Raw genomic sequence first — 19360 nt, 5'->3', positions numbered from 1 at the left:
TTTTTGTCAGAAGCGTTGGGCTTGCGGTCAGTCCTGCTCGATACCGAGGCTGATGCCGCGTGATGCGAGCCAGGGGAGGGGGTCGATCTTGTTCTCGCCGGCGAGGTGAACCTCGAAGTGAAGGTGCGGGCCGGTGGAGAAGCCGCGGTTGCCGACAGTGGCGATCTGGTCGCCGGCCATGACCTGCTGACCGACGGTGACGGTGGACGTGTCGATGTGGCCGTAGACGGTGATCGTTCCGTCTGCGTGCTGTAGGCGTACCCACATGCCGAATCCGGAAGCCGGACCTGAATCGATGACCTTGCCGTCGGCGACTGCGACGATGGGCGTCCCGATCGGGGCGGCGATGTCGACGCCGGCGTGCAGGGTGCCCCAGCGGGTGCCGAAGTTGGACGTGAACGTGCCGACTGCCGGCAGGACGAACAGCGGGCGACGGGCAGCTGCTTCGCGTGCTGCGCGCTCGTCACTGAAACGCTGGCCCTTGGCAAGCAGGTTGCTGAACTGGGAGAGGTCGGTCGGTGCTGCGACGTTGAGGACCTGGGGAGCGTCGGCCTCGGTGGTGGCTGCCGTGGAGGTGGCCGGAGCGAACTGAGCGGCCTGCGGTTCTGCGGTGGTGCCGATCGCGGAGGACTCGTTGGCGAGTGCAACTTCCGAGTGGTCGGCGGCGGAAGAGGAACCGTCGTTGACAACTGCCTGGCCCGCGGCGACAACCGCGCCGGCTGCGACTGCCAGAACGGCGGCGCGGCCCTTGAGAGCAGAGGGAGGGGTGGGGAGTCGGTGAGCACCGCTGCGGCGAACCGGAGATTCGACATCGACTGTCGGTGCGGAAGGGGCGTAAGTGGGGGTGCTGATCACGTCGGACTCGACGAACTCGTGAGAGTCGGAATCTGACGACGTGGAGGATGAATTTCGAGTGAACATATCGGCAGAGATCTCAGAACTTTTGGTCTCGGTGTAACGCCTGGCCGAGTGCGTTGGATAAGTGGTCGTGACCTCGTCTGGAGCTGAGTTCGAGAACCTACTAGCGGTGAACTGGCTGCGGTGATGCATATGCCGGTTCTCTCCTCGAGTTCGTGATCAGCCCGTGACTTAGACCGACTGACGGTAACGAAATGATTGCGATGGGCGCAAGCCGTAGCGGAAACCTGTCCGATTATGTGACGTGCCTCACAGCTTGACCTGGGAATATGTCGATACGGGCAAAACGGACGAATCATCTCGTTTCGTGATCACGCGTGTCACAACCGGATCACCGGTCCATTCAGGCACTACCGTCGATCGAGTGTCCACAACACCTGGAACTACGTCGCAGGCGCGTTTCGACGACCCCGGAGTGAAGTCCGGGGCGCCACTCGCGGCGGTAATCGGACTGCTCGGTGCCGTCGGAGTGGCGGCCAGCCCCGTCGTCGGAGTCGGGAGTGGCCGCGGGGTCGACACGACGGGGGCTCTTGCTTCTGCCGCTCTCTTCGCGGCCGTCTGCACGATCATCGTGCCGTTGGTTGCAGTGCTCACCTCGGGCCGCAGGCCTGCCTTGGCCGGTGGACTCCTGGCCGGTATCGGAGCGGTGTCGCTCGGAGCGGCGATTCTCGACGTCCAGTTGTTCGTTGACGCAATCGATGCAAACCGCTTGGACCTTTTCCGTCCGATTTCGGCGGGTTCGATCGATGCGGGTCCTGGCGCTTATCTCGCGCTCGCGGGACACTGCCTTCTTGTCCTGTCCGGGGTGCTCGGACTTGTCGCCGTCCATCGTGAATCGGAACGGGACGGATACGGCAGCGCTCGCGCCGCGGAATTCGACGGGCGATCGGTTGGCGGACGGATCGGCGCGTGGCCGACAGCGCTGCTGATTCTGGCTGCTGTGATTTTCGTCCTCTCCCTGTTCGGTCCTTCCTTCAGTTCGCAGGATCCGATCTTTCTGGTCAAACCGCTCGTCGACTCTGCGTCGGCCACCGCCGTCGGTACAGGATTGGTCGGCGTCGCGGTGCTCGTTGCGGTCGCGGCGGCATTGACGTCCATCTCCCTACCGGTGGGCTGCGGCGCCCTGATCGGTGTCGGCCTCGGCGCACTCGCAGTCAGTGGAACCAGGGTGATGGCTGGGTTCGCGGCCGGCGATCGAATCGGCGTCGGTTCGGGATCCGTGGTCGGGGCGCTGGCCGCCGTGGTCATCGTCGTGATCGGAGTTTCAGCGCCTTACCTCGCATCCAGGCGTGAAGCAGATGCGATTCCCGCTGAAAGTGTGGTCCGCGCACCTGCGAAGACAACAAAGGGTGCGCTCAAAGCAGCGATGGTGGCTCAGTCCCGGGCGGCGCAAGCGCGGGTCGACAGACTTCACCGCGTCGCCAGTACCGCCGCAATCATCACTGCGGCTGTTGCGGGCGTCGGCTCGGCTTTGCCTGTCCTGTCGTTGCCGGACGGAATCCCGGAGCCGTCGATGCTGTCGTCTCGAGTTGTCCTGCTCGCGGCTGCTGTACTGCTGGTCGCCGCGCTGGGCCTGTTTGCCCCGGGCCGCGCCGCCGTGGTGCGTCCGGCCGTCGGAGTGTTGTGGACCACGGTCGTGATGGGAGTCGCCGCTGTCATGCAGTCGGCGGTCATCGCGACGGACGTACCAGGCGTCGGGTTGGGAGCCGGTGCCTTCGTGCTCTGCGGCTCGGCTTTCCTCGCTGCGGCGACGGGACTGCTCGTCTGGCTGGCGGGAAGCGCAGAACGTGAAGACGTCGACACGTCGGTAGACGGCGGTTCGAGAGGGCTGGTGCTTCTCGTCGGTGGGATCGGCGCAGTCGCTGTCCTGATCGGGACCGCGCTTCCCCTCTATCGGGGTGACGCCTACACAGCGGCGTCAGTTCTGGAGTGGCCGTGGGGAATTGACGTCTGGGGGCAACTGCTCGTCGGCGTCACCGTCGTGATCGCCGCGGTGATCGCAGCGTCTGCGCGGCCGGCTCGAGGCGCGGCATTGCTGATCGGATCTGCCGTGGCAGCTCTGGTGTACGTCAGTGAGTGGCCGCTCACGTCATCGCGCATATCGGACGCAACCGTGGGGGTGGGTGCGATCACAGCGGCCACGGGCATAGTGTTGCTTCTCGTTGCAGCGTTCTCGAGCGCAAGAATCAGTGAGACTGATGCTTGACAAATTCGGTGTGGCCACCTTGCTCGATCGGTGAGGCGTGCCTCATTGCGCATTTGCGCGTGACTTGGGCCACATAGCATCAGTGCGGGCGCAAACCGAACGCGGCAACTGGTTAAAGTCCAGAACAGACCCGCTCCTACCCCTCGAGCGGGTGACAACGCAGACGAGACGGTGAGCAGATGGATCTCTTCGAATACCAGGCGAAGGAACTCTTCGCCAAGCACGGAGTGCCGACTTCGGCTGGACGTGTTACAGACACAGTCGCCGGCGCACGCGAGATTGCCGAAGAAATCGGTAAGCCCGTGATGGTGAAGGCACAGGTCAAGGTAGGCGGCCGCGGCAAGGCCGGTGGCGTCAAGTACTCGCCCGACGTGGATGCCGCAGTGGCAAACGCCGAGGCAATCCTGGGCCTGGACATCAAGGGCCATGTCGTCAAGAAGCTGCTGGTCGCAGAGGCAAGTGACATTGCCGAGGAGTACTACATCTCCTTCCTGCTCGACCGCACCAACCGCACCTACCTGGCCATGTGCTCGGTAGAGGGTGGCGTCGAGATCGAGGTCACCGCCGAGGAGAACCCCGACGCCCTCGCCAAGATCCCCGTCGACGCAGTCAAGGGCGTCGACCTCGCGTTCGCGCGCAGCATCGCCGAGGCAGGAAAGCTGCCCGCAGAGGTGCTCGACGCAGCGGCCGTCACGATCCAGAAGCTGTGGGAGGTCTTCATCAACGAGGACGCACTCCTCGTCGAGGTCAACCCCCTCGTTCGCACGCCTGACGATCAGATCCTCGCCCTCGACGGCAAGGTCACCCTCGATGAGAACGCGGCGTTCCGTCAGCCCGGCCACGAGGCATTCGAGGATCGCGACGCTACCGATCCCCTCGAGCTCAAGGCCAAGGAAAACGACCTCAACTACGTCAAGCTCGACGGTGAGGTCGGAATCATCGGCAACGGCGCAGGCCTGGTCATGTCCACCCTGGACGTCGTCGCATACGCCGGCGAGAACCACGGTGGCGTCAAGCCCGCCAACTTCCTCGACATCGGCGGCGGAGCTTCCGCTGCAGTCATGGCTGCCGGCCTCGACGTCATCCTGAACGACGCACAGGTCAAGAGCGTGTTCGTCAACGTCTTCGGCGGCATCACCGCGTGTGACGCAGTTGCCAACGGCATCGTCGGCGCACTGAAGACCCTGGGCGACGAGGCCAACAAGCCGCTCGTCGTTCGCCTGGACGGAAACAACGTCGAAGAGGGTCGTCGCATCCTCGCCGAGGCCAACCACCCGCTGGTCACGGTCGTCGCAACCATGGACGAGGCCGCCGACAAGGCCGCCGAACTCGCTCACGCAGCGAAGTAAGGGACTCACAGAACAATGGCAATCTTCCTCACCAAGGATTCAAAGGTCATCGTCCAGGGCATCACCGGCGGCGAGGGCACCAAGCACACCGCTCTGATGCTCAAGGCCGGCACCCAGGTCGTCGGCGGCGTCAACGCTCGCAAGGCCGGCACCACGGTCTCGCACGTTGCTGCTGACGGTTCCCCTGTCGAGCTCCCCGTCTTCGCGACGGTCGAAGAGGCAATCAAGGAGACCGGCGCAGACGTCTCCATCGCATTCGTTCCCCCGGCCTTCTCGAAGGACGCCATCGTCGAGGCCATCGACGCGGAGATCCCGCTCCTCGTGGTCATCACCGAGGGCATCCCGGTTCAGGACTCCGCTTACGCTTGGGCGTACAACGAGTCCAAGGGCAAGAAGACGCGCATCATCGGACCGAACTGCCCCGGCATCATCACCCCGGGTGAGGCCCTCGTCGGCATCACGCCCGCCAACATTGCAGGCACCGGCCCCATCGGCCTGGTCTCCAAGTCGGGCACCCTGACCTACCAGATGATGTACGAACTCCGTGACTTCGGCTTCTCCACCGCCATCGGCATCGGCGGCGACCCGGTCATCGGAACCACCCACATCGACGCCATCGAGGCGTTCGAGAAGGATCCCGAGACCAAGGTCATCGTGATGATCGGTGAAATCGGTGGCGACGCGGAAGAGCGTGCAGCCGATTACATCAAGGCCAACGTCACCAAGCCGGTCGTCGGCTACGTGGCAGGCTTCACCGCTCCCGAAGGCAAGACCATGGGCCACGCAGGCGCCATCGTCTCCGGTTCCTCGGGAACGGCTCAGGCAAAGCAGGAAGCTCTCGAAGCTGCAGGCGTGAAGGTCGGCAAGACGCCGTCCGCCACTGCTGCTCTCGCTCGCGAGATTCTTCAGTCCCTGTAAGGGGCTTCGCCCCCGTGCGTGGTTAGGGAGTCTCCGGACTCCTTAACCACGCACAGTGGTATCGACCCACATCGACCCGGCAGGTTCCAACTGCCCGGCACCGGATGTGATGGATGCGACGATCGAGTCGAGATCGTCGGCGTCACCGGCGGCGAGCGTCATCACCGCCTTCGATCCATACGCAGTTCCGAGCACCGAGACGCCCCGCGCTCTCAGCTCCGCTTCCACCCGACCGGCCTCTGAGTGCCGGATCGCCAAAGTGCGCAGGATCTTCCTCTCCCTGGCCACAAGCTCGGCCGAATCGAGAGCAACCGAGACGGCTCCCGAATACGCGCGGACCAATCCACCGGCGCCGAGCTTGATTCCGCCGAAGTAGCGCGTGACGACAACAATCACATCGACCAGATCTCGAGACTTGAGAACCTGAAGCATCGGCACCCCGGCAGTCCCGCCTGGTTCGCCGTCGTCGTGCGCACGCTCGACGCGTGAGTTCGCTTCGTATCCGATCACGAAAGCCGAACAATGATGGCGCGCATCGGGATACAGCGACTTCTGCTCCGCGGCGAACTCCGTGGCGGCTTCGGCGTCGTCGATCCGGCGAAGCGCGGCGATGAATCGTGAGTGCTTTACCTCGGTTTCGACGACATGGTCGGCGCCGGGCGCGAGGGTGAAGGGCATCTGCCCATTGTCTCCTGTCGGTGTTAGCGTGCGAAGTCGAGACACATACGCTGGTAACCATCGAAGACCGTCTACGAGGAGAAGTCATGACGTTCACGCCGCAAGGGCCCAGCTTCGGGCCACCGAATCAGCCGGCAGCGGGCGGTGGAACCAAGAATCTCGGATTCATCCTGCTCATCGCCGTCGCGGCACTCGGCCTGATCAATTTCCTACTCGGTTTTGCGCCTTTCACGTCGATCAGTGGAAGCAGCAGCGGCATCGGTAGCGGTCTGGACACCAGTTCGAGCTTCTTCGAGTCGAGCATCTACGGCCTCGGATTCGTTTTCGCCGGCGGTGTGGTCGCAGGCGTATCGCTCCTCCCGAAGCAGTCGTATGCAGGCATTGCCGCAGCGCTCACCCTCACGGGTTTCTTCGCTTTGGTGTTCGCCGCGTTCTCCGTAGGTACCAGCGACTACGTCGACATCAGCCTCGGCTGGGGTCTGATCATCGTGCTGATCCTCTCGTTCGTGCAGACGGTCGTCGCAGTCGCCGCGTTGTTGTTCGAGATCGGAATCCTGAAGGCTCCCGCGCCGCGTCCGGTAGCTCAGCAGTACGGTCAGCCGCAGGGCTATGGCCAGCCACAGGGCCAGGCGCCGGGGCAGGCGCCAGGTCAGCCACAGGGATACGGACAGGCTCAGTACGGCCAGCCGCAGCAGGCTCAGCAGCCGGGCCAGTACCAGCAGAACCCGCAGTACGGGCAGGCGCAGCAGCAGGGATACGGGGGAGCGCACGCCGCCCCCGCCGACCCGACTGCTTCGCAGCCGCCTTACGGCCAGACTGCGTCTCCCTACGGTCAGAACCCGGTGCAGAATCCCGCACAGACCGACTCGGCCGCGACGACGTCGTCTTACTATCCGCTGACCTCGCAGCCCGCGAGTCAGCCGAACCCGAGTTACTCGTCGGATCAGTTCACCGCTCCGCGCGGTTACGGCCAGCCGTACAACCAGCAGCAGACTGACTCGACCGAGCAGCCGACGGGCTTCGAGCCGCCCACTTTCGAAGCGCCGACGCCGTCTGCTGAGCCTGACCAGGGCAGCAGCGATTCCGCGGCCGAGACCAAGGTCTTCGGCTCGCAGAACCCCGACGAGCGTCAGCAGTAGTACTACTTCGTTTCACGAACATGAATGTGGCCTCCGACCCGCTGCGGGTGGAGGCCACATTCCGTGAGCCCGACGGCGCGCCTGAGTGCGCGGCGCACTATCGAGTGAAACCCTCGAGGGGATGAGTTCTTTGATTGATGGCACCCGGTCCCGTCCCGCGTCCTCACGACCCGGACGTGGTCGTACTGGCGGCGGCCGCGTCGGCGGCGGTCGCCCGGCACCGAACCCGGACCTGGCGCGCAAGCTGCTGACGGTCGCCTTCCGGCCGTCGGGTCTGACGATGCTGCTGATCGCGGCTGTCGTTGTGGTCACCTTGGTATCGGCGAGCAGCGACCTGACCGGAACCTTCGGCGCCATTGCCACCACATGGTTGGTCATCCACCAAGTGCCGGCGACTATCAGCGGCGTCCAACTCGGTGTACTGCCATTGCTTCCGACGGCCGTCATGATGTGGGTGGTTGCACGCCGATGCGCGTCGACTGCGGTGCACACCGACTCCCGTGACGACACCCTCCGCCTGGTGGGGGCCGCGGTAGCCGGACCGTTGACTATCACGGCAATCGCTCTCGCCGTGGTCGCCGACGCCTCCGCAGCCATTCCGCTGTCTAGCCCCAACACGTTGGCCGCTTTCGGCTGGGTCGCCGGGATTCACCTGATCGCCGCGTCCGTCGGTGTTGCTGCTGCGCACTGGGATCGCGTCGTCGCCGAGATTCCGCCGTGGGCATCTGCTGCTGTTCGACCGGCAACGGCTGCGTCGGCAGCGCTGTTGGCTGCGGGCGCCGTGGCCGTCGTGGTGTCACTACTCGTGTCGTGGTCGACGGTCGGTGACATACTCGCGCGCGGCAACGGGTTTGTCGGCGTACTGGGATTAACGGTGTTGTCGCTGCTCTACCTGCCGAACCTCGTGGTCGGCGCAGCCGCGGTGATGACGGGATCGACGGCCGATTTCGGCAATGTCTCCATCAGTGTGTTCGGCAACATCGGCGGTGACCTGCCACCCTTGCCCCTTCTCGGAGCGATTCCGGAAGGCGTCGCCGGTGGAATCTGGCCCGTGTTGTTGATCGTTCCGGCAGCGGTGGGCATGATGCTCGGCCGTGATTGCGCTCGACGCATCGCCGGGCAGGACAGCGTGCTCGCAGTGCTGACGGCAGCTGCTGGTGCCGGCGTCGTCATGGCGCTGCTCGCTCTTGCTGCCGGGGGAGACCTCGGGCAGTTCGGCACCGTCGAGGTGCTGTGGTGGGGCTTCGGTCTTCTGACTTTTGCGTGGCTGGGATTGTTCGGAACCGTCTCGGCGCTGTTCGCGATGTGGTTCTCACACCGCGGACACATGAAGGACGAGGTTGCGCCCCCGACGGCTGAACCGGCTCGAACAGTCGAGCCCGAACTTGCGATCACGGCTGCGGCCACACCGGAAGACGAGGACGACGAGAATACGGGCGAAGTGCTGGCCCAGGAATCTGCGGTCGTTGTCACCAAGGTCGTCGAAGCGGAAATCGTCGAGGAATCAGGCGAACCCGTGCAGGTAGTGACAGAGGAAACCGTCGAGATCGAAGTAGTCGACGCCGAGGTTGTCGCGGCACCCGAGGCGGACCCCACAGCCGACTCCGCAGCCGGGGCCGAGCCGGAGACCGACCTGCCCTCGAAGCCGCAGAAGTCCAGCGACTAGGCTGTCATGCGGCCGATACTCCGGCCGCATCATCTTCCAGTTCTCAGGAGTAGTGCGCTGACTGCCTCGGCCGACAATCCGCAGCCGACAATGCCCGACGGGGTCCAATTTCGCGACTCGATCGCGCGGGTAGTCGTACTCGCTTCCGGCGCGGGAACCCTGCTGACTTCGCTGATCGAGGCTTCGCACGCCGAGGGATACCCGGCCGAGATCGTTGCCGTCGGGGTAGATCGTGACTGCCTCGCCGCCGAGCACGCTGCGGATTCGAAGATCCCGTCCTTCAAAGTCTCGATCAAGACTTATGAAAATCGTGCCGCCTGGGACGAGGCGCTGACAGCAGCGGTGGCCGAGCACGAACCCGATCTCGTGGTCAGTGCAGGCTTCATGAAAATCCTCGGCCCCAGCTTTCTCGCGCGTTTCGGCGGCCGAATCATCAACACTCATCCCGCGTTGCTGCCTGCCTTTCCCGGCGCGCACGCGGTTCCCGACGCTCTGGCGTACGGCGTGAAGGTCACCGGTTCCACGGTGCATCTCGTCGACGGCGGAGTTGATACCGGGCCGATCTTGGCGCAGGAAGCTGTGCCGGTGCATGACGACGACACCGAGTCTTCGTTGCATGAACGCATCAAAGTTGTGGAGCGACGGTTGTTGGCGGACGTCATCGCCGCTGTTGCTACGCGCGGAGTGGTTTCCGATGGACGAAAGGCCGTGATCCCCAGTGAGTGAACGCAAGGCTGTGCGCCGTGCACTTGTCAGCGTCTACGACAAGAGTGGTCTGATCGAGCTGGCCACGGGCCTGCACGAGGCCGGTGTCGAGTTGGTCTCGACCGGTTCGACCGCGTCGAAGATTGCCGACGCCGGAATCCCCGTGACGCCGGTCGAGGCTCTGACCGGATTCCCGGAATGCCTCGAAGGCCGCGTGAAGACGCTGCATCCGCGCGTCCATGCCGGCGTTCTCGCCGATACCCGCAAGCCGGATCACCTCGCTCAGCTCGAGGAACTCGGCATCGCGACCTTCGAATTGGTCGTCGTGAACCTGTACCCCTTCACCGAGACGGTTGCCTCGGGCGCTAGCCCGGACGAGTGCGTCGAGCAGATCGACATCGGTGGCCCGTCGATGGTGCGTGCTGCAGCCAAGAACCATCCGTCGGTTGCCGTCGTGGTCGATCCGGCTCGTTACGCCGATGTCCTGACTGCCGTTGCCGGTGGCGGATTCACCTTGCGTGAGCGCACTGTGCTTGCGGCGCAGGCGTTCCAGCACACTGCGTCGTACGACGTCGCTGTTGCAAGCTGGATGACGAGCACGATCGCAGCTGACGAGGACGGTTCGCTGTTCCCCGCCTGGGTCGGTGCTACCTGGAACCGCAGCGCTGTCCTTCGCTACGGCGAGAACCCGCACCAGGACGCCGCGCTGTACGAAAACCCGGCTGCGCCTGCAGGTTTGGCTCAAGCAGAGCAGTTGCACGGCAAGGAGATGTCGTACAACAACTACACGGACTCCGACGCAGCGTGGCGTGCAGCGTACGACTTCACTGATCCGGCCGTCGCAATCATCAAGCACGCCAACCCGTGTGGCATCGCCATCGGCACCGACATTGCCGACGCTCACCGCAAGGCGCATGCTTGCGATCCGGTCAGTGCTTTCGGTGGTGTCATCGCAGCCAACCGTGAGGTCACCGTCGAACTGGCAGAGCAGATCGCCGATATCTTCACCGAGGTTGTCATCGCGCCCTCGTACGAAGACGGGGCTGTCGAGGTTCTGCAGCGTAAGAAGAACATTCGTGTTCTGAAGGCTGCGGCTCCGACCGCTACCGGAATCGAACTGCGTCCGATCTCTGGCGGTACCTTGCTCCAGCAGCGCGACGTTCTGGACGCTGACGGCGACAACCCGGCCAACTGGACTCTCGCCAACGGTGAGGCTGCAGATGCCGAGACTCTCGCTGACCTCGAATTTGCTTGGCGCGCCAGCCGATCGGTGAAGTCAAACGCGATCCTGCTGGCCTCCGGCGGCGCGTCCGTCGGCGTCGGTATGGGCCAGGTCAACCGCGTCGATGCAGCGCATCTTGCTGTTCAGCGAGCCGGTGACCGCGTCGTAGGTTCGGTTGCGGCCTCGGACGCGTTCTTCCCGTTCCCTGACGGTCTGCAGGTTCTTCTCAACGCCGGCGTCAAGGCTGTTGTGCAGCCGGGTGGTTCGGTTCGCGACAACGAGGTGATTGCCGCGGCCAAGGAAGCCGGTGTCACTCTTTATCTGACCGGTGCGCGCCACTTCGCGCACTGACTTTCTGCTTCGGTAGCGGGCCTCGACTCCTCAACGGGAGTTCGGGGCCCGTTCTGCTTTCAGGCGGCCCGGTTCTTTCAGGCTGCGCTGCTGTGGGTGCCCTGGAGTTCGCGGGGTGAGCCGGTGATGACCACGCGTGAGGCTCCGCGACTGCGGATCTCGCTGATCAGGGCGCCGAGGGTGGCTTCGTGGGCAGCATCGGAGTGCGAAAGATCCAGGGTGACGGCGTATCCGGTGAGGTCACCGGGCAGATCGACATACGGCGGCGCGATGGACAGTTGGTTGACTCGAAGTTTCATGTGGTGCTCCTGCGTGTGAAAGGTAAAAGAAAAGGCACCCGAGGCGTTTGCCCTGGGTGCCCGAGAACGAATCCGGTGAAACTGGGGATCATTCTCGGGGTACACCGCGCTTGTTGCCCATGTGCTTGGCCGACATTGCGGCCGAAAAAATGTGCTTGCCTGCGGTGCAGCTGCGCCACGAAGGTACGGATGCAAAGTTCGGGTGTAGCGACATGACGTCCGTTCCTTTCTGTGTGGCGTTGCTGGTTAATGGATGACCGTACAGCACGGATCGAGGGTTCGCACCAATAAAAAGCGCCGCGAACGTAAACTCCGGGTGACTTTTGTCCCCGGGTTCGCTGGATTGAGAGAGCCTTTGTTGCAGGTCAGGCGTAGAAAGCAGAAGTCCCTCCGCGATGGTTCGCGGAGGGAACTTTCTACCCGAAAAAGAGGACGTTCGGTCTGTACGTGATCAGGAGAACGAGCGGACCCACGCTGTGAAGGGCTCCGCGAACTCTGCCGAGTACGGAAGCGGAGCGACGTAGTCGGCCCCGGTGGACTGTTCTTCGCCGATGTCCTTGAGTACGAAGTTGGCGTTGCGCATCCGCACTGACGTCAGCGCGGTATGTGAGAGCGCGGCGTCGAGTGCCGCGACGTCGGAGGGAATTACTTGGATGTCCTTGTCCGAGCAGCTGGTGAGAACGGGCATGCCTGCCGGCAGCGCCGCTACGAGCGCAACCGGGTCCAGTGCGTCTTCCTCGGCGAGTGCCTTGGCATTGGCGTGAACGAGTCCCGCGTTCTGCAGCGGTTCGGGTAGATCATCCGGAACCGTGCCCTCGGTCCGAAGAGACTCGACGGCGTCGGCGAGCGCGACGCGCAGTTCGTCAGCCAGTTCGACCGGCAACTGACCGACACCGACGACGGCGTCGAGCTGGCGGTGAATCTGCGTCGTGAGTAGATCGAGAAGCCGGACACTCAGTGGCTCGAGCAGTGCGAGGGCGCTGACTCTTGTGCCCTCTTTCGCCGTGGCAAGTGCCAGCGCGACGACGGCGCCGTCGCTGTGTCCGACGACGAACAAGCGCTCGGGATCGACGCCGGGTTGTCCGGCGAGGTAGTCAAGTCCGTCGGAGGCGGCGTCGACGAATGTGTTGAAGCCGAGATCGGCGATGTCCTCGATCTCGTAGTCGCCGAGGGCGGTTTCGCCGCTGCCGAGCTTGTCGTAACGTAGGCTTGAAATGCCTTGATTTTCAAGAAGATCCGCGATGAACCGCAGAGTTCCGATGTCGCCTTCGAGGAGTGCGCTGTCGCCGTTGCGATCGGTGGGGCCACTGCCGGCCAGAATTAGCGCGGCAGGCGCCGAGGAGTCGGGTGAGGCTGCCAGGCGAAGACTCCCGTACAGGGTGACGTCGCCGGATTGGAACGAGATCTCGGTGTCGGACATGACGACTTGTCTACCAGGTCCACAGGTTCAGGCGGTGCGCAGACTCCGGACACGTCGCCATCCGCGCCAGCTGAACCACAAGAGTGCGGCGAGCAGCGGAATGATCAGGAGCGGCAAGATCATCGCGATCATGGAGGTGAAGAAAGTCAGCACATCCTCGATGACGGAGACGACGGGATTCGCCAGTCCACCGGTAGTGGCCGTACTGACCGCGCGAGTGCCTGTCTGGGCGGCGCTGAATGTCAGCGCCGTCGGCGCTCCGACGATGATGCCCGCCAACGCGGCCATCGCAGGGTCGAGATGGCTGAAGGCCGCCCAGGCCGCGATCACTCCGGCGATGGGCCCGGTGACGTTCCCGATCACCGAGAGTGCGTTGTCCACGAAGGGAATGAGGTCGGCACCCAGTTCGACCACAGCGGCTATCGCCAATGCCACCAGCGCGCCGGTGGATCCGATCCACCGCATCGACTCGCCGACGGTGATCCCGAACAGTTCGAAGTGGACGGCAGCGCTGAGCATCAGCAGCGGCAGGAAGGTTCGCATTCCGGACGCTGCGGCGAGTCCGAGACCGAGCATGGCGGGCAACACCCAGGTATCCATGGGTGGAGTTTAGGTCTACTGTGCGCCTTTATTAACCGCCGGCGGTTAATAAAGGCGCACAGCAAAGTCTCGGAAAGGACCTTTCATGGCGACAAACCCGCAGCCGATGTTCTTCCTCAACCTGCCCGTCAAGGACCTCGGCAAGGCCACCACCTTCTACGAGGGCCTCGGATACTCCAAGAACACGCAGTTCTCCGACGAGAATGCGTCGTCGATGGTCATCAGTGACACCATCGTCGTGATGCTGTTGGCCGAGCCCTTCTTCAAGACCTTCACCACCAAGGGCATCGCCGACACCTCGACGTCGACGGAAGCGCTGCTCGGTCTCTCGGCCGAGACCCGTGAGGCCGTCGACACCCTCGTCGACAAGGCACTCGCGACCGGCGGTTCCGAAGGAAACGCGACGCAGGATCACGGTTTCATGTACAGCCGCAGCTTCCAGGATCCCGACGGCCACATCTGGGAAATCATCTGGATGAATCCCGAGAACATCGAGGGCTGAGCGACCGAACTTCCTCGGCGAGAGGCGAAACCCCGCAAACACTCGTAGCGTGGAGTGGTGACTGTCGCAAAAACCCTCGGAGAGCTACGCGCCTCCGGACACGTACAGCGAAGTGTCAAGGAAGAACTACGAGAGAACCTTCTCGCCGCGTTGCGGGACGGCCGTGACCCCTGGCCCGGGATAGTCGGGTTCGAGGACACGGTCGCCCCGCAACTCGAGCGGGCGCTGATCGCCGGCCACGACGTGGTTCTGCTCGGCGAACGAGGTCAAGGAAAGACGAGGTTGCTTCGCACTCTCGGGCTCCTGCTCGACGAGTGGACGCCCGTCATCGAAGGCTCGGAACTGGGGGAGCACCCGTACGAGCCGATCACACCGGCTTCGATACGTCGAGCCAAGGAACTGGGTGACGACCTCCCGATCGCCTGGCGACACCGCAGCGAGCGGTACTCCGAGAAACTGGCAACGCCGGACACCTCGGTCGCCGACCTGATCGGAGACGTCGACCCGGTCAAGGTGGCCGAGGGTAGGAGCCTCGGCGATCCGGAGACCATTCACTTCGGTCTCGTGCCCCGCGCGCATCGCGGAATCGTGGCCATCAACGAGCTTCCCGACCTCGCCGAGCGCATCCAGGTCTCCTTGCTCAACGTGATGGAAGAGCGGGACATCCAGGTCCGCGGGTACACGCTTCGGCTTCCGTTGGACGTCCTTCTGGTCGCGAGCGCAAATCCTGAGGACTACACCAACCGCGGGCGCATCATCACACCGCTTAAGGACCGCTTCGGCGCCGAAATCCGCACTCACTACCCCGCCGAGTTGGCGGGCGAGATCGCGGTGATCGAGCAGGAGGCGCACCTGGCCGCGGAGGTGCCTGACTACCTTCTCGAAATTCTTGCCAGGTTCACGCGCTTGCTACGCGAATCCACCTCGGTGGATCAGCGATCGGGTGTGTCGGCACGATTTGCCGTCGCCGGCGCGGAAACCGTCAGTGCAGCGGCGGTACGACGCGCGGCGGTGCTCGGCGAGGCCGATCCTGTTGCACGGCCCGTCGATCTCGAGTCCGTGGTCGAGGTTCTTCGCGGCAAGGTCGAATTCGAATCCGGTGAAGAGGGACGGGAACTGGAGGTGCTCGAGCACCTGCTGCGTCGCGCGACCGCCGATACGGTTCGGGTACGACTCGGCGGAATCGACCTCGGGATGTTGGTTGCTGCTGTGGAGACGGGCAATACGATCGTCACCGGTGAATCTGTCACGGCCAAGGCGTTTCTCGACGAGCTTCCGGACCTCGAGGTCCTGGACGAAGTAGCCGAACGCCTCGGCGCGCAATCCGACGGCGAGCGTGCCGCCGGTGCCGAACTTGCCCTCGAAGGGCTTTACCTCGCGCGCCGGATCTCCAAAGATCAAGGCCCGGGCGGCCGCTCGGTGTATTCGTAAGGGGCAGTGATGATCCACAATCCGCGGTACGGGCCGTACGACGGTGGTCCCGATCCGCTGGCGCCTCCGGTAGATCTGCGCGATGCCTTGGCAGCAATCGGCGACGACGTGTTGTCAGGCACGTCGCCGCGCCATGCCCTCCGGGAACTCCTGCGCCGCGGAAACCGAGACCTGCGCGGGCTCGACGACCTTGCTGCTCAGGCGAACCGGCGTCGACGTGAGTTGCTACGCCGCAACAATCTCGACGGAACGCTCGACGAGGTTCGTAAGCTTCTCGACAAGGCGGTGCTCGAAGAGCGCAAAGAACTGGCACGTGCTCTCGACGACGACGCACGATTCAACGAAATGCGGATCGAGGAGTTGCCACCGTCGACAGCTCAGGCCGTGCAAGATCTGGCCGACTACAACTGGCGCAGCGAACAGGCTCGCGCGGATTACGAGAAGATTCGTGATCTGCTCGGACGTGAGGTCCTCGATCAACGCTTCTCGGGAATGAAGCAGGCACTCGAGGGCGCTACCGACGAGGATCGTGAGCAGATTCGCCAGATGCTGGCAGATCTGAATCAACTGCTCGATGCGCACTCTCGGGGCGTCGACACTCCGGAGCAGTTTGCGGAGTTCATGGACAAGCACGGGCAGTATTTCCCGGACAACCCGCGCAACGTCGACGAACTTCTGGATTCGTTGGCGCAGCGCGCGGCGGCCGCACAACGATTGCGTAACTCGCTCTCGCAGGAGCAGCGTGACGAGTTGGATGCGTTGGCGCAGCAGGCGTTCGGCGATCCGAGCCTGATGAGTGAGCTGAGTCAACTCGACCAGTTCCTTCAGGCGGCTCGGCCGGGTGAGGACTGGGAAGGTTCGCAACAGTTCCGCGGCGACAACGGAATGGGGTTGGGTGAGGGGACCGGTGCCCTGCAGGACATCGCCGAGCTGGAATCGCTGGCAGATCAACTGTCGCAGCAGTATGCAGGCGCAGCGCTCGACGACATCGACCCCGAGCTACTTGCGCGGCAACTCGGCGACGAAGCCGCCGCTGATGCTCGCACCCTGGCCGATCTCGAAAAGGCTTTGCAGGAACAGGGTTTCTTCGATCGCGCACCAGACGGTCAATGGCGCTTGTCGCCCAAAGCCATGCGACAGCTCGGACAGACCGCTCTGCGTGACGTCGCCGGGCAACTGTCGTCGCGAACCGGCCAACGCGATACGCGTCGGGCAGGTGCGATGGGCGAACCGACCGGAGCTTCCCGCGAATGGGAGTTCGGGGACACCGAACCCTGGGACGTCACGAGAACCATCACCAACGCCGTCCTACGTGACCCGGGCCGAATGCCGGTGCGGCTGAGCGTCGTCGATGTCGAGGTGGCCGAAACCGAGCAGCGTAGTCAGGCTGCGGTGGCTCTGTTGGTGGACACGTCGTTCTCGATGGTGATGGAGGATCGATGGGTGCCGATGAAGCGCACCGCTCTGGCACTCAATCATCTGGTGAGCACGAGGTTTCGCAGCGACGAGCTGCAGTTGATCGCCTTCGGACGCCACGCGCACGTACTGAGCCCGTCGGAGCTCGCCGGTTTGGACGGCGCGTGGGACCAGGGAACCAACCTGCACCACGCACTGTTGTTGGCGGCCAGACACCTTCGACGCCATTCCAATGCGCAGCCGGTGGTATTGATCGTCACGGACGGTGAGCCGACGGCTCATCTCGAAGCGGACGGAGAAGCCAGGTTCGACTACCCGCCGAGTGCGCGAACCCTCGGTTTGACGGTTCGAGCACTCGACGCCGTGGCCAGGCTGAGTGCCAAGGTCACGTTCTTCCGCCTCGGTGAGGATCCAGGTCTGGCCAGGGTGGTCGACCGGATGGCGCACCGGGTGGGTGGACGCGTCATCGCACCGGACCTGGACGGCCTCGGCGCAGCCGTCGTGAGTGACTACATGCGAGGTCGCCGCTAATTCTGCCGCCGTCAGTCTTGTTCAGCGGGCTGGTGCTGGGTGATGCAGTGGATGCCGCCGCCACGTTCGAACAGCGGTCTGGCGTCGACGGTGACGACAGTGCGTCCGGGGTAAGCGGCTGACAGGATCCGGGCCGCTTCGGCGTCGGCCGGATCGTCGAAGCTGCAGGCGATCACTCCACGGTTGACCACGAGATGGTTGATGTAGCTGTAGTCGACGAATCCCTCGTCGTCGCGCAGAATTTCGGGAGCGGGCACCCGAATTACCTTCCACGGCCGGCCGCCGACGTCCGTCGAGCTTTCGAACAACTCGATGATCGTCTTGCTGACGGCGTAGTCGGGGTGCACCGGATTGCGTTGGTCATGGACGAGTACCACTCCGGGGGAAGAGATGGCAGCGACGATGTCGACGTGTCCGCGCGTTCCGTACGTCTCCTGATCGCGAGTCAACCCGCGGGGAAGCCAGATCACGTGCTTGGCGCCGATGGTGCGGGCGAGTTCGGCCTCGATGTCGGCCTTCGTCAGGTCGGGGTTTCGTCCCGGATCGAGTTGGACGGTTTCGGTGACCAAGACGGTGCCGAGACCGTCGACCTGAATACCGCCGCCCTCGTTGACGATTGGTGAGTCGATCAACTGGGCACCGGATTGTTCGACGACAAATGCGCCGATCTTCGAGTCCTTGTCCCACTGCGCCCACTCCTGTGCGCCCCAGCCGTTGAACACCCAGTCGACTCCGCCGAGACGGCCTTCGTCGGACAGGACGAACGTCGGCCCGATGTCGCGCATCCACGCGTCGTTGAGAGGCGCCTCGACGATGTCGACCTTCTCGGACAGATACTTTCGTGCTTCTTCGACTTCGGCGGGATCGACGACGACGGTGACCGGCTCGAATTCGGCGACGGCGTGGGCGACGGCCGCCCACGTCGAGCGCGCTTCGTGCTGTTCCTCGGCGGTGTGGCCGAGGGAGTATCCGGCGCTGGGGTACGCCATCCAGGTGCGTTCGTGCGGTTCACTTTCCGCGGGCATGCGCCAGGTCATCGGTTGGCTCCTGCAGTGTTCACCGGTGCGGTCAGGGCCGAGTAGGTGTCGGGTCGGCGAGTGGACAGGAACGGGAACAGCGCAAGCCAGTCTTCACGTTGCCGAAGATCGAGATCGGCGACCAGCACTGCTGATTCGTCGCGGGGAGCCTGAACGAGGATGCGTCCGTACGGATCCGAGATGAAGGAAGAACCGTAGAAGGTGATGAGACCTTCACTGCCGTGGCGATTGGGAACAACCATGAAGGTGCCGTTGGCGATACCGTTTCCGACGATCACCTGCTGCCACAGCGGTTGGGTGTCGAAGTTCGGGTGATCGGGCTCGGAGCCGATCGCCGTCGGGTACACCAGAACCTGGGCACCGGCGAGGGAGTATGCACGTGCGACCTCCGGGAACCACTCGTCCCAGCATGTCGGGAGGCCGAACTTCGCGCCGAGTGCCTCGTGGACGGGGTATGCGTCCTGCGCCGGACCGCCGCGGAAGTACGTGTCCTCGTAGTATCCGGCCGTCACCGGAATGTGGAGCTTGCGGGTTCTGGCGAGAAGCTCACCTTCGGGCGAGACGAGGATCGCGGTGTTGAACCCCAGTCCGTCCTCGGCCTCACTGCGCTCGTACAGCGATGCGTGGACGAGGACCTGGTTCTCGGCGGCGGCTTTGGCGGCGAAGGCGAGAGTGGGTCCGGTGAGCAGGTCTTCCGCTTCGCGTCCGGGATTGTCGCCGGCCGGGGTGGAGGCGGGGTAGCGGCTGAGCGTCAGCTCCGGAAGAAAGACCACGGAAGCGCCCAGCTTCGCTGCGGACGCAATGCCCTCGCTCAATTCGGTGTAGAGGTCGTCTTGGTCCTCGTGCCAGCGATGTTGCACGAGACCTACACGCAGAGGTGTGGACGTGGACGGCGTAGTCGCGGCCAGAGACTCGGGTGGGGTGAGGGCGGTGATCGTCAGCATGGGGTTTCCTCGGTGCTCGGGTATTCGA

At 63.9% G+C, this 19360-nt stretch carries 17 protein-coding genes; 10 read left to right on the top strand and 7 right to left on the bottom strand.

Going from position 1 to position 19360, the window contains the following annotated elements; genetic code table 11:
* Positions 1 to 27 precede the first annotated feature (27 nt).
* The gene (locus H7C86_RS01330) at positions 28 to 1050 is read right to left on the bottom strand and encodes a M23 family metallopeptidase (RefSeq protein WP_069146409.1); all 1023 of its coding nucleotides are present in this window, start codon (positions 1048 to 1050) and stop codon (positions 28 to 30) included.
* 232 nt (positions 1051 to 1282) lie between these two features.
* Here H7C86_RS01330 and H7C86_RS01325 point away from each other — a divergent pair, with 232 nt between their 5' ends.
* From H7C86_RS01325 to sucD, 3 genes are all read left to right on the top strand, one after another.
* Positions 1283 to 3124, top strand: coding sequence for a hypothetical protein (locus H7C86_RS01325; protein WP_259349017.1), 1842 nt, complete (start codon positions 1283 to 1285; stop codon positions 3122 to 3124).
* A gap of 179 nt (positions 3125 to 3303) precedes the next feature.
* On the top strand, positions 3304 to 4473 hold the full coding sequence (gene sucC / locus H7C86_RS01320; protein ID WP_019744753.1) for an ADP-forming succinate--CoA ligase subunit beta: 1170 nt from the start codon (positions 3304 to 3306) through the stop codon (positions 4471 to 4473).
* Positions 4474 to 4488: 15 nt separating this feature from the next.
* Positions 4489 to 5391 (top strand): succinate--CoA ligase subunit alpha, encoded by a 903-nt coding sequence (sucD, locus tag H7C86_RS01315; RefSeq protein WP_003946432.1) that lies wholly within the window; start codon positions 4489 to 4491, stop codon positions 5389 to 5391.
* Between the two features lie 42 nt (positions 5392 to 5433).
* Here the strand turns inward: sucD and H7C86_RS01310 are convergent, their stop codons facing one another.
* Positions 5434 to 6069: a YigZ family protein gene (locus tag H7C86_RS01310; RefSeq protein ID WP_182260970.1), complete on the bottom strand. Its 636-nt coding sequence runs from the start codon at positions 6067 to 6069 to the stop codon at positions 5434 to 5436.
* Positions 6070 to 6155: 86 nt separating this feature from the next.
* Here H7C86_RS01310 and H7C86_RS01305 point away from each other — a divergent pair, with 86 nt between their 5' ends.
* From H7C86_RS01305 to purH, 4 genes are all read left to right on the top strand, one after another.
* Entirely contained in the window at positions 6156 to 7208 is a 1053-nt protein-coding gene (locus tag H7C86_RS01305) for a DUF5336 domain-containing protein (RefSeq protein ID WP_182260969.1), read from the top strand.
* A 121-nt stretch (positions 7209 to 7329) separates the two neighbouring features.
* Complete coding sequence (locus tag H7C86_RS01300) at positions 7330 to 8874, top strand: DUF6350 family protein (RefSeq protein ID WP_182260968.1); 1545 nt, start codon at positions 7330 to 7332, stop codon at positions 8872 to 8874.
* A 6-nt stretch (positions 8875 to 8880) separates the two neighbouring features.
* Positions 8881 to 9600, top strand: a complete 720-nt coding sequence (gene purN, locus H7C86_RS01295; RefSeq protein WP_182260967.1) for a phosphoribosylglycinamide formyltransferase — start codon at positions 8881 to 8883, stop codon at positions 9598 to 9600.
* On the top strand, positions 9593 to 11152 hold the full coding sequence (gene purH, locus H7C86_RS01290; RefSeq protein ID WP_003946407.1) for a bifunctional phosphoribosylaminoimidazolecarboxamide formyltransferase/IMP cyclohydrolase: 1560 nt from the start codon (positions 9593 to 9595) through the stop codon (positions 11150 to 11152). Before purN ends, purH begins: the two co-directional genes overlap by 8 nt.
* A gap of 77 nt (positions 11153 to 11229) precedes the next feature.
* Here the strand turns inward: purH and H7C86_RS01285 are convergent, their stop codons facing one another.
* The 3 genes from H7C86_RS01285 to H7C86_RS01275 all read right to left on the bottom strand — a co-directional run bounded on the left by H7C86_RS01285 (position 11230) and on the right by H7C86_RS01275 (position 13471).
* Positions 11230 to 11451: a hypothetical protein gene (locus H7C86_RS01285; RefSeq protein ID WP_003946391.1), complete on the bottom strand. Its 222-nt coding sequence runs from the start codon at positions 11449 to 11451 to the stop codon at positions 11230 to 11232.
* A 451-nt stretch (positions 11452 to 11902) separates the two neighbouring features.
* Positions 11903 to 12871, bottom strand: a complete 969-nt coding sequence (locus tag H7C86_RS01280; RefSeq protein WP_182260966.1) for a S9 family peptidase — start codon at positions 12869 to 12871, stop codon at positions 11903 to 11905.
* A gap of 27 nt (positions 12872 to 12898) precedes the next feature.
* Complete coding sequence (locus H7C86_RS01275; RefSeq protein WP_182260965.1) at positions 12899 to 13471, bottom strand: DUF4126 domain-containing protein; 573 nt, start codon at positions 13469 to 13471, stop codon at positions 12899 to 12901.
* Between the two features lie 85 nt (positions 13472 to 13556).
* Between H7C86_RS01275 and H7C86_RS01270 the strand changes: the two genes are divergently transcribed.
* Genes H7C86_RS01270 through H7C86_RS01260 form a run of 3 tightly spaced genes read left to right on the top strand, consistent with a single transcriptional unit; the run spans position 13557 to position 17351 of the window.
* Positions 13557 to 13973, top strand: coding sequence for a VOC family protein (locus H7C86_RS01270; RefSeq protein WP_019744746.1), 417 nt, complete (start codon positions 13557 to 13559; stop codon positions 13971 to 13973).
* 54 nt (positions 13974 to 14027) lie between these two features.
* Entirely contained in the window at positions 14028 to 15404 is a 1377-nt protein-coding gene (locus H7C86_RS01265) for an ATP-binding protein (protein ID WP_182260964.1), read from the top strand.
* A 9-nt stretch (positions 15405 to 15413) separates the two neighbouring features.
* On the top strand, positions 15414 to 17351 hold the full coding sequence (locus H7C86_RS01260; protein ID WP_182260963.1) for a VWA domain-containing protein: 1938 nt from the start codon (positions 15414 to 15416) through the stop codon (positions 17349 to 17351).
* An 11-nt stretch (positions 17352 to 17362) separates the two neighbouring features.
* Here H7C86_RS01260 and H7C86_RS01255 read toward each other — a convergent pair whose 3' ends face one another.
* Together H7C86_RS01255 and H7C86_RS01250 are read right to left on the bottom strand one after the other, a co-directional pair.
* Positions 17363 to 18388, bottom strand: coding sequence for an agmatine/peptidylarginine deiminase (locus tag H7C86_RS01255; RefSeq protein ID WP_182260962.1), 1026 nt, complete (start codon positions 18386 to 18388; stop codon positions 17363 to 17365).
* Entirely contained in the window at positions 18385 to 19332 is a 948-nt protein-coding gene (locus tag H7C86_RS01250) for a nitrilase-related carbon-nitrogen hydrolase (protein ID WP_041815132.1), read from the bottom strand. Before H7C86_RS01250 ends, H7C86_RS01255 begins: the two co-directional genes overlap by 4 nt.
* Between the last annotated feature and the right edge of the window lie 28 nt (positions 19333 to 19360).

It is taken from the genome of Rhodococcus sp. UFZ-B548 (assembly GCF_903819475.1).
GTDB classification, from domain to species: Bacteria; Actinomycetota; Actinomycetes; order Mycobacteriales; family Mycobacteriaceae; genus Rhodococcus_F; species Rhodococcus_F erythropolis.
This window is presented reverse-complemented; position numbering and strand designations above follow the sequence as displayed.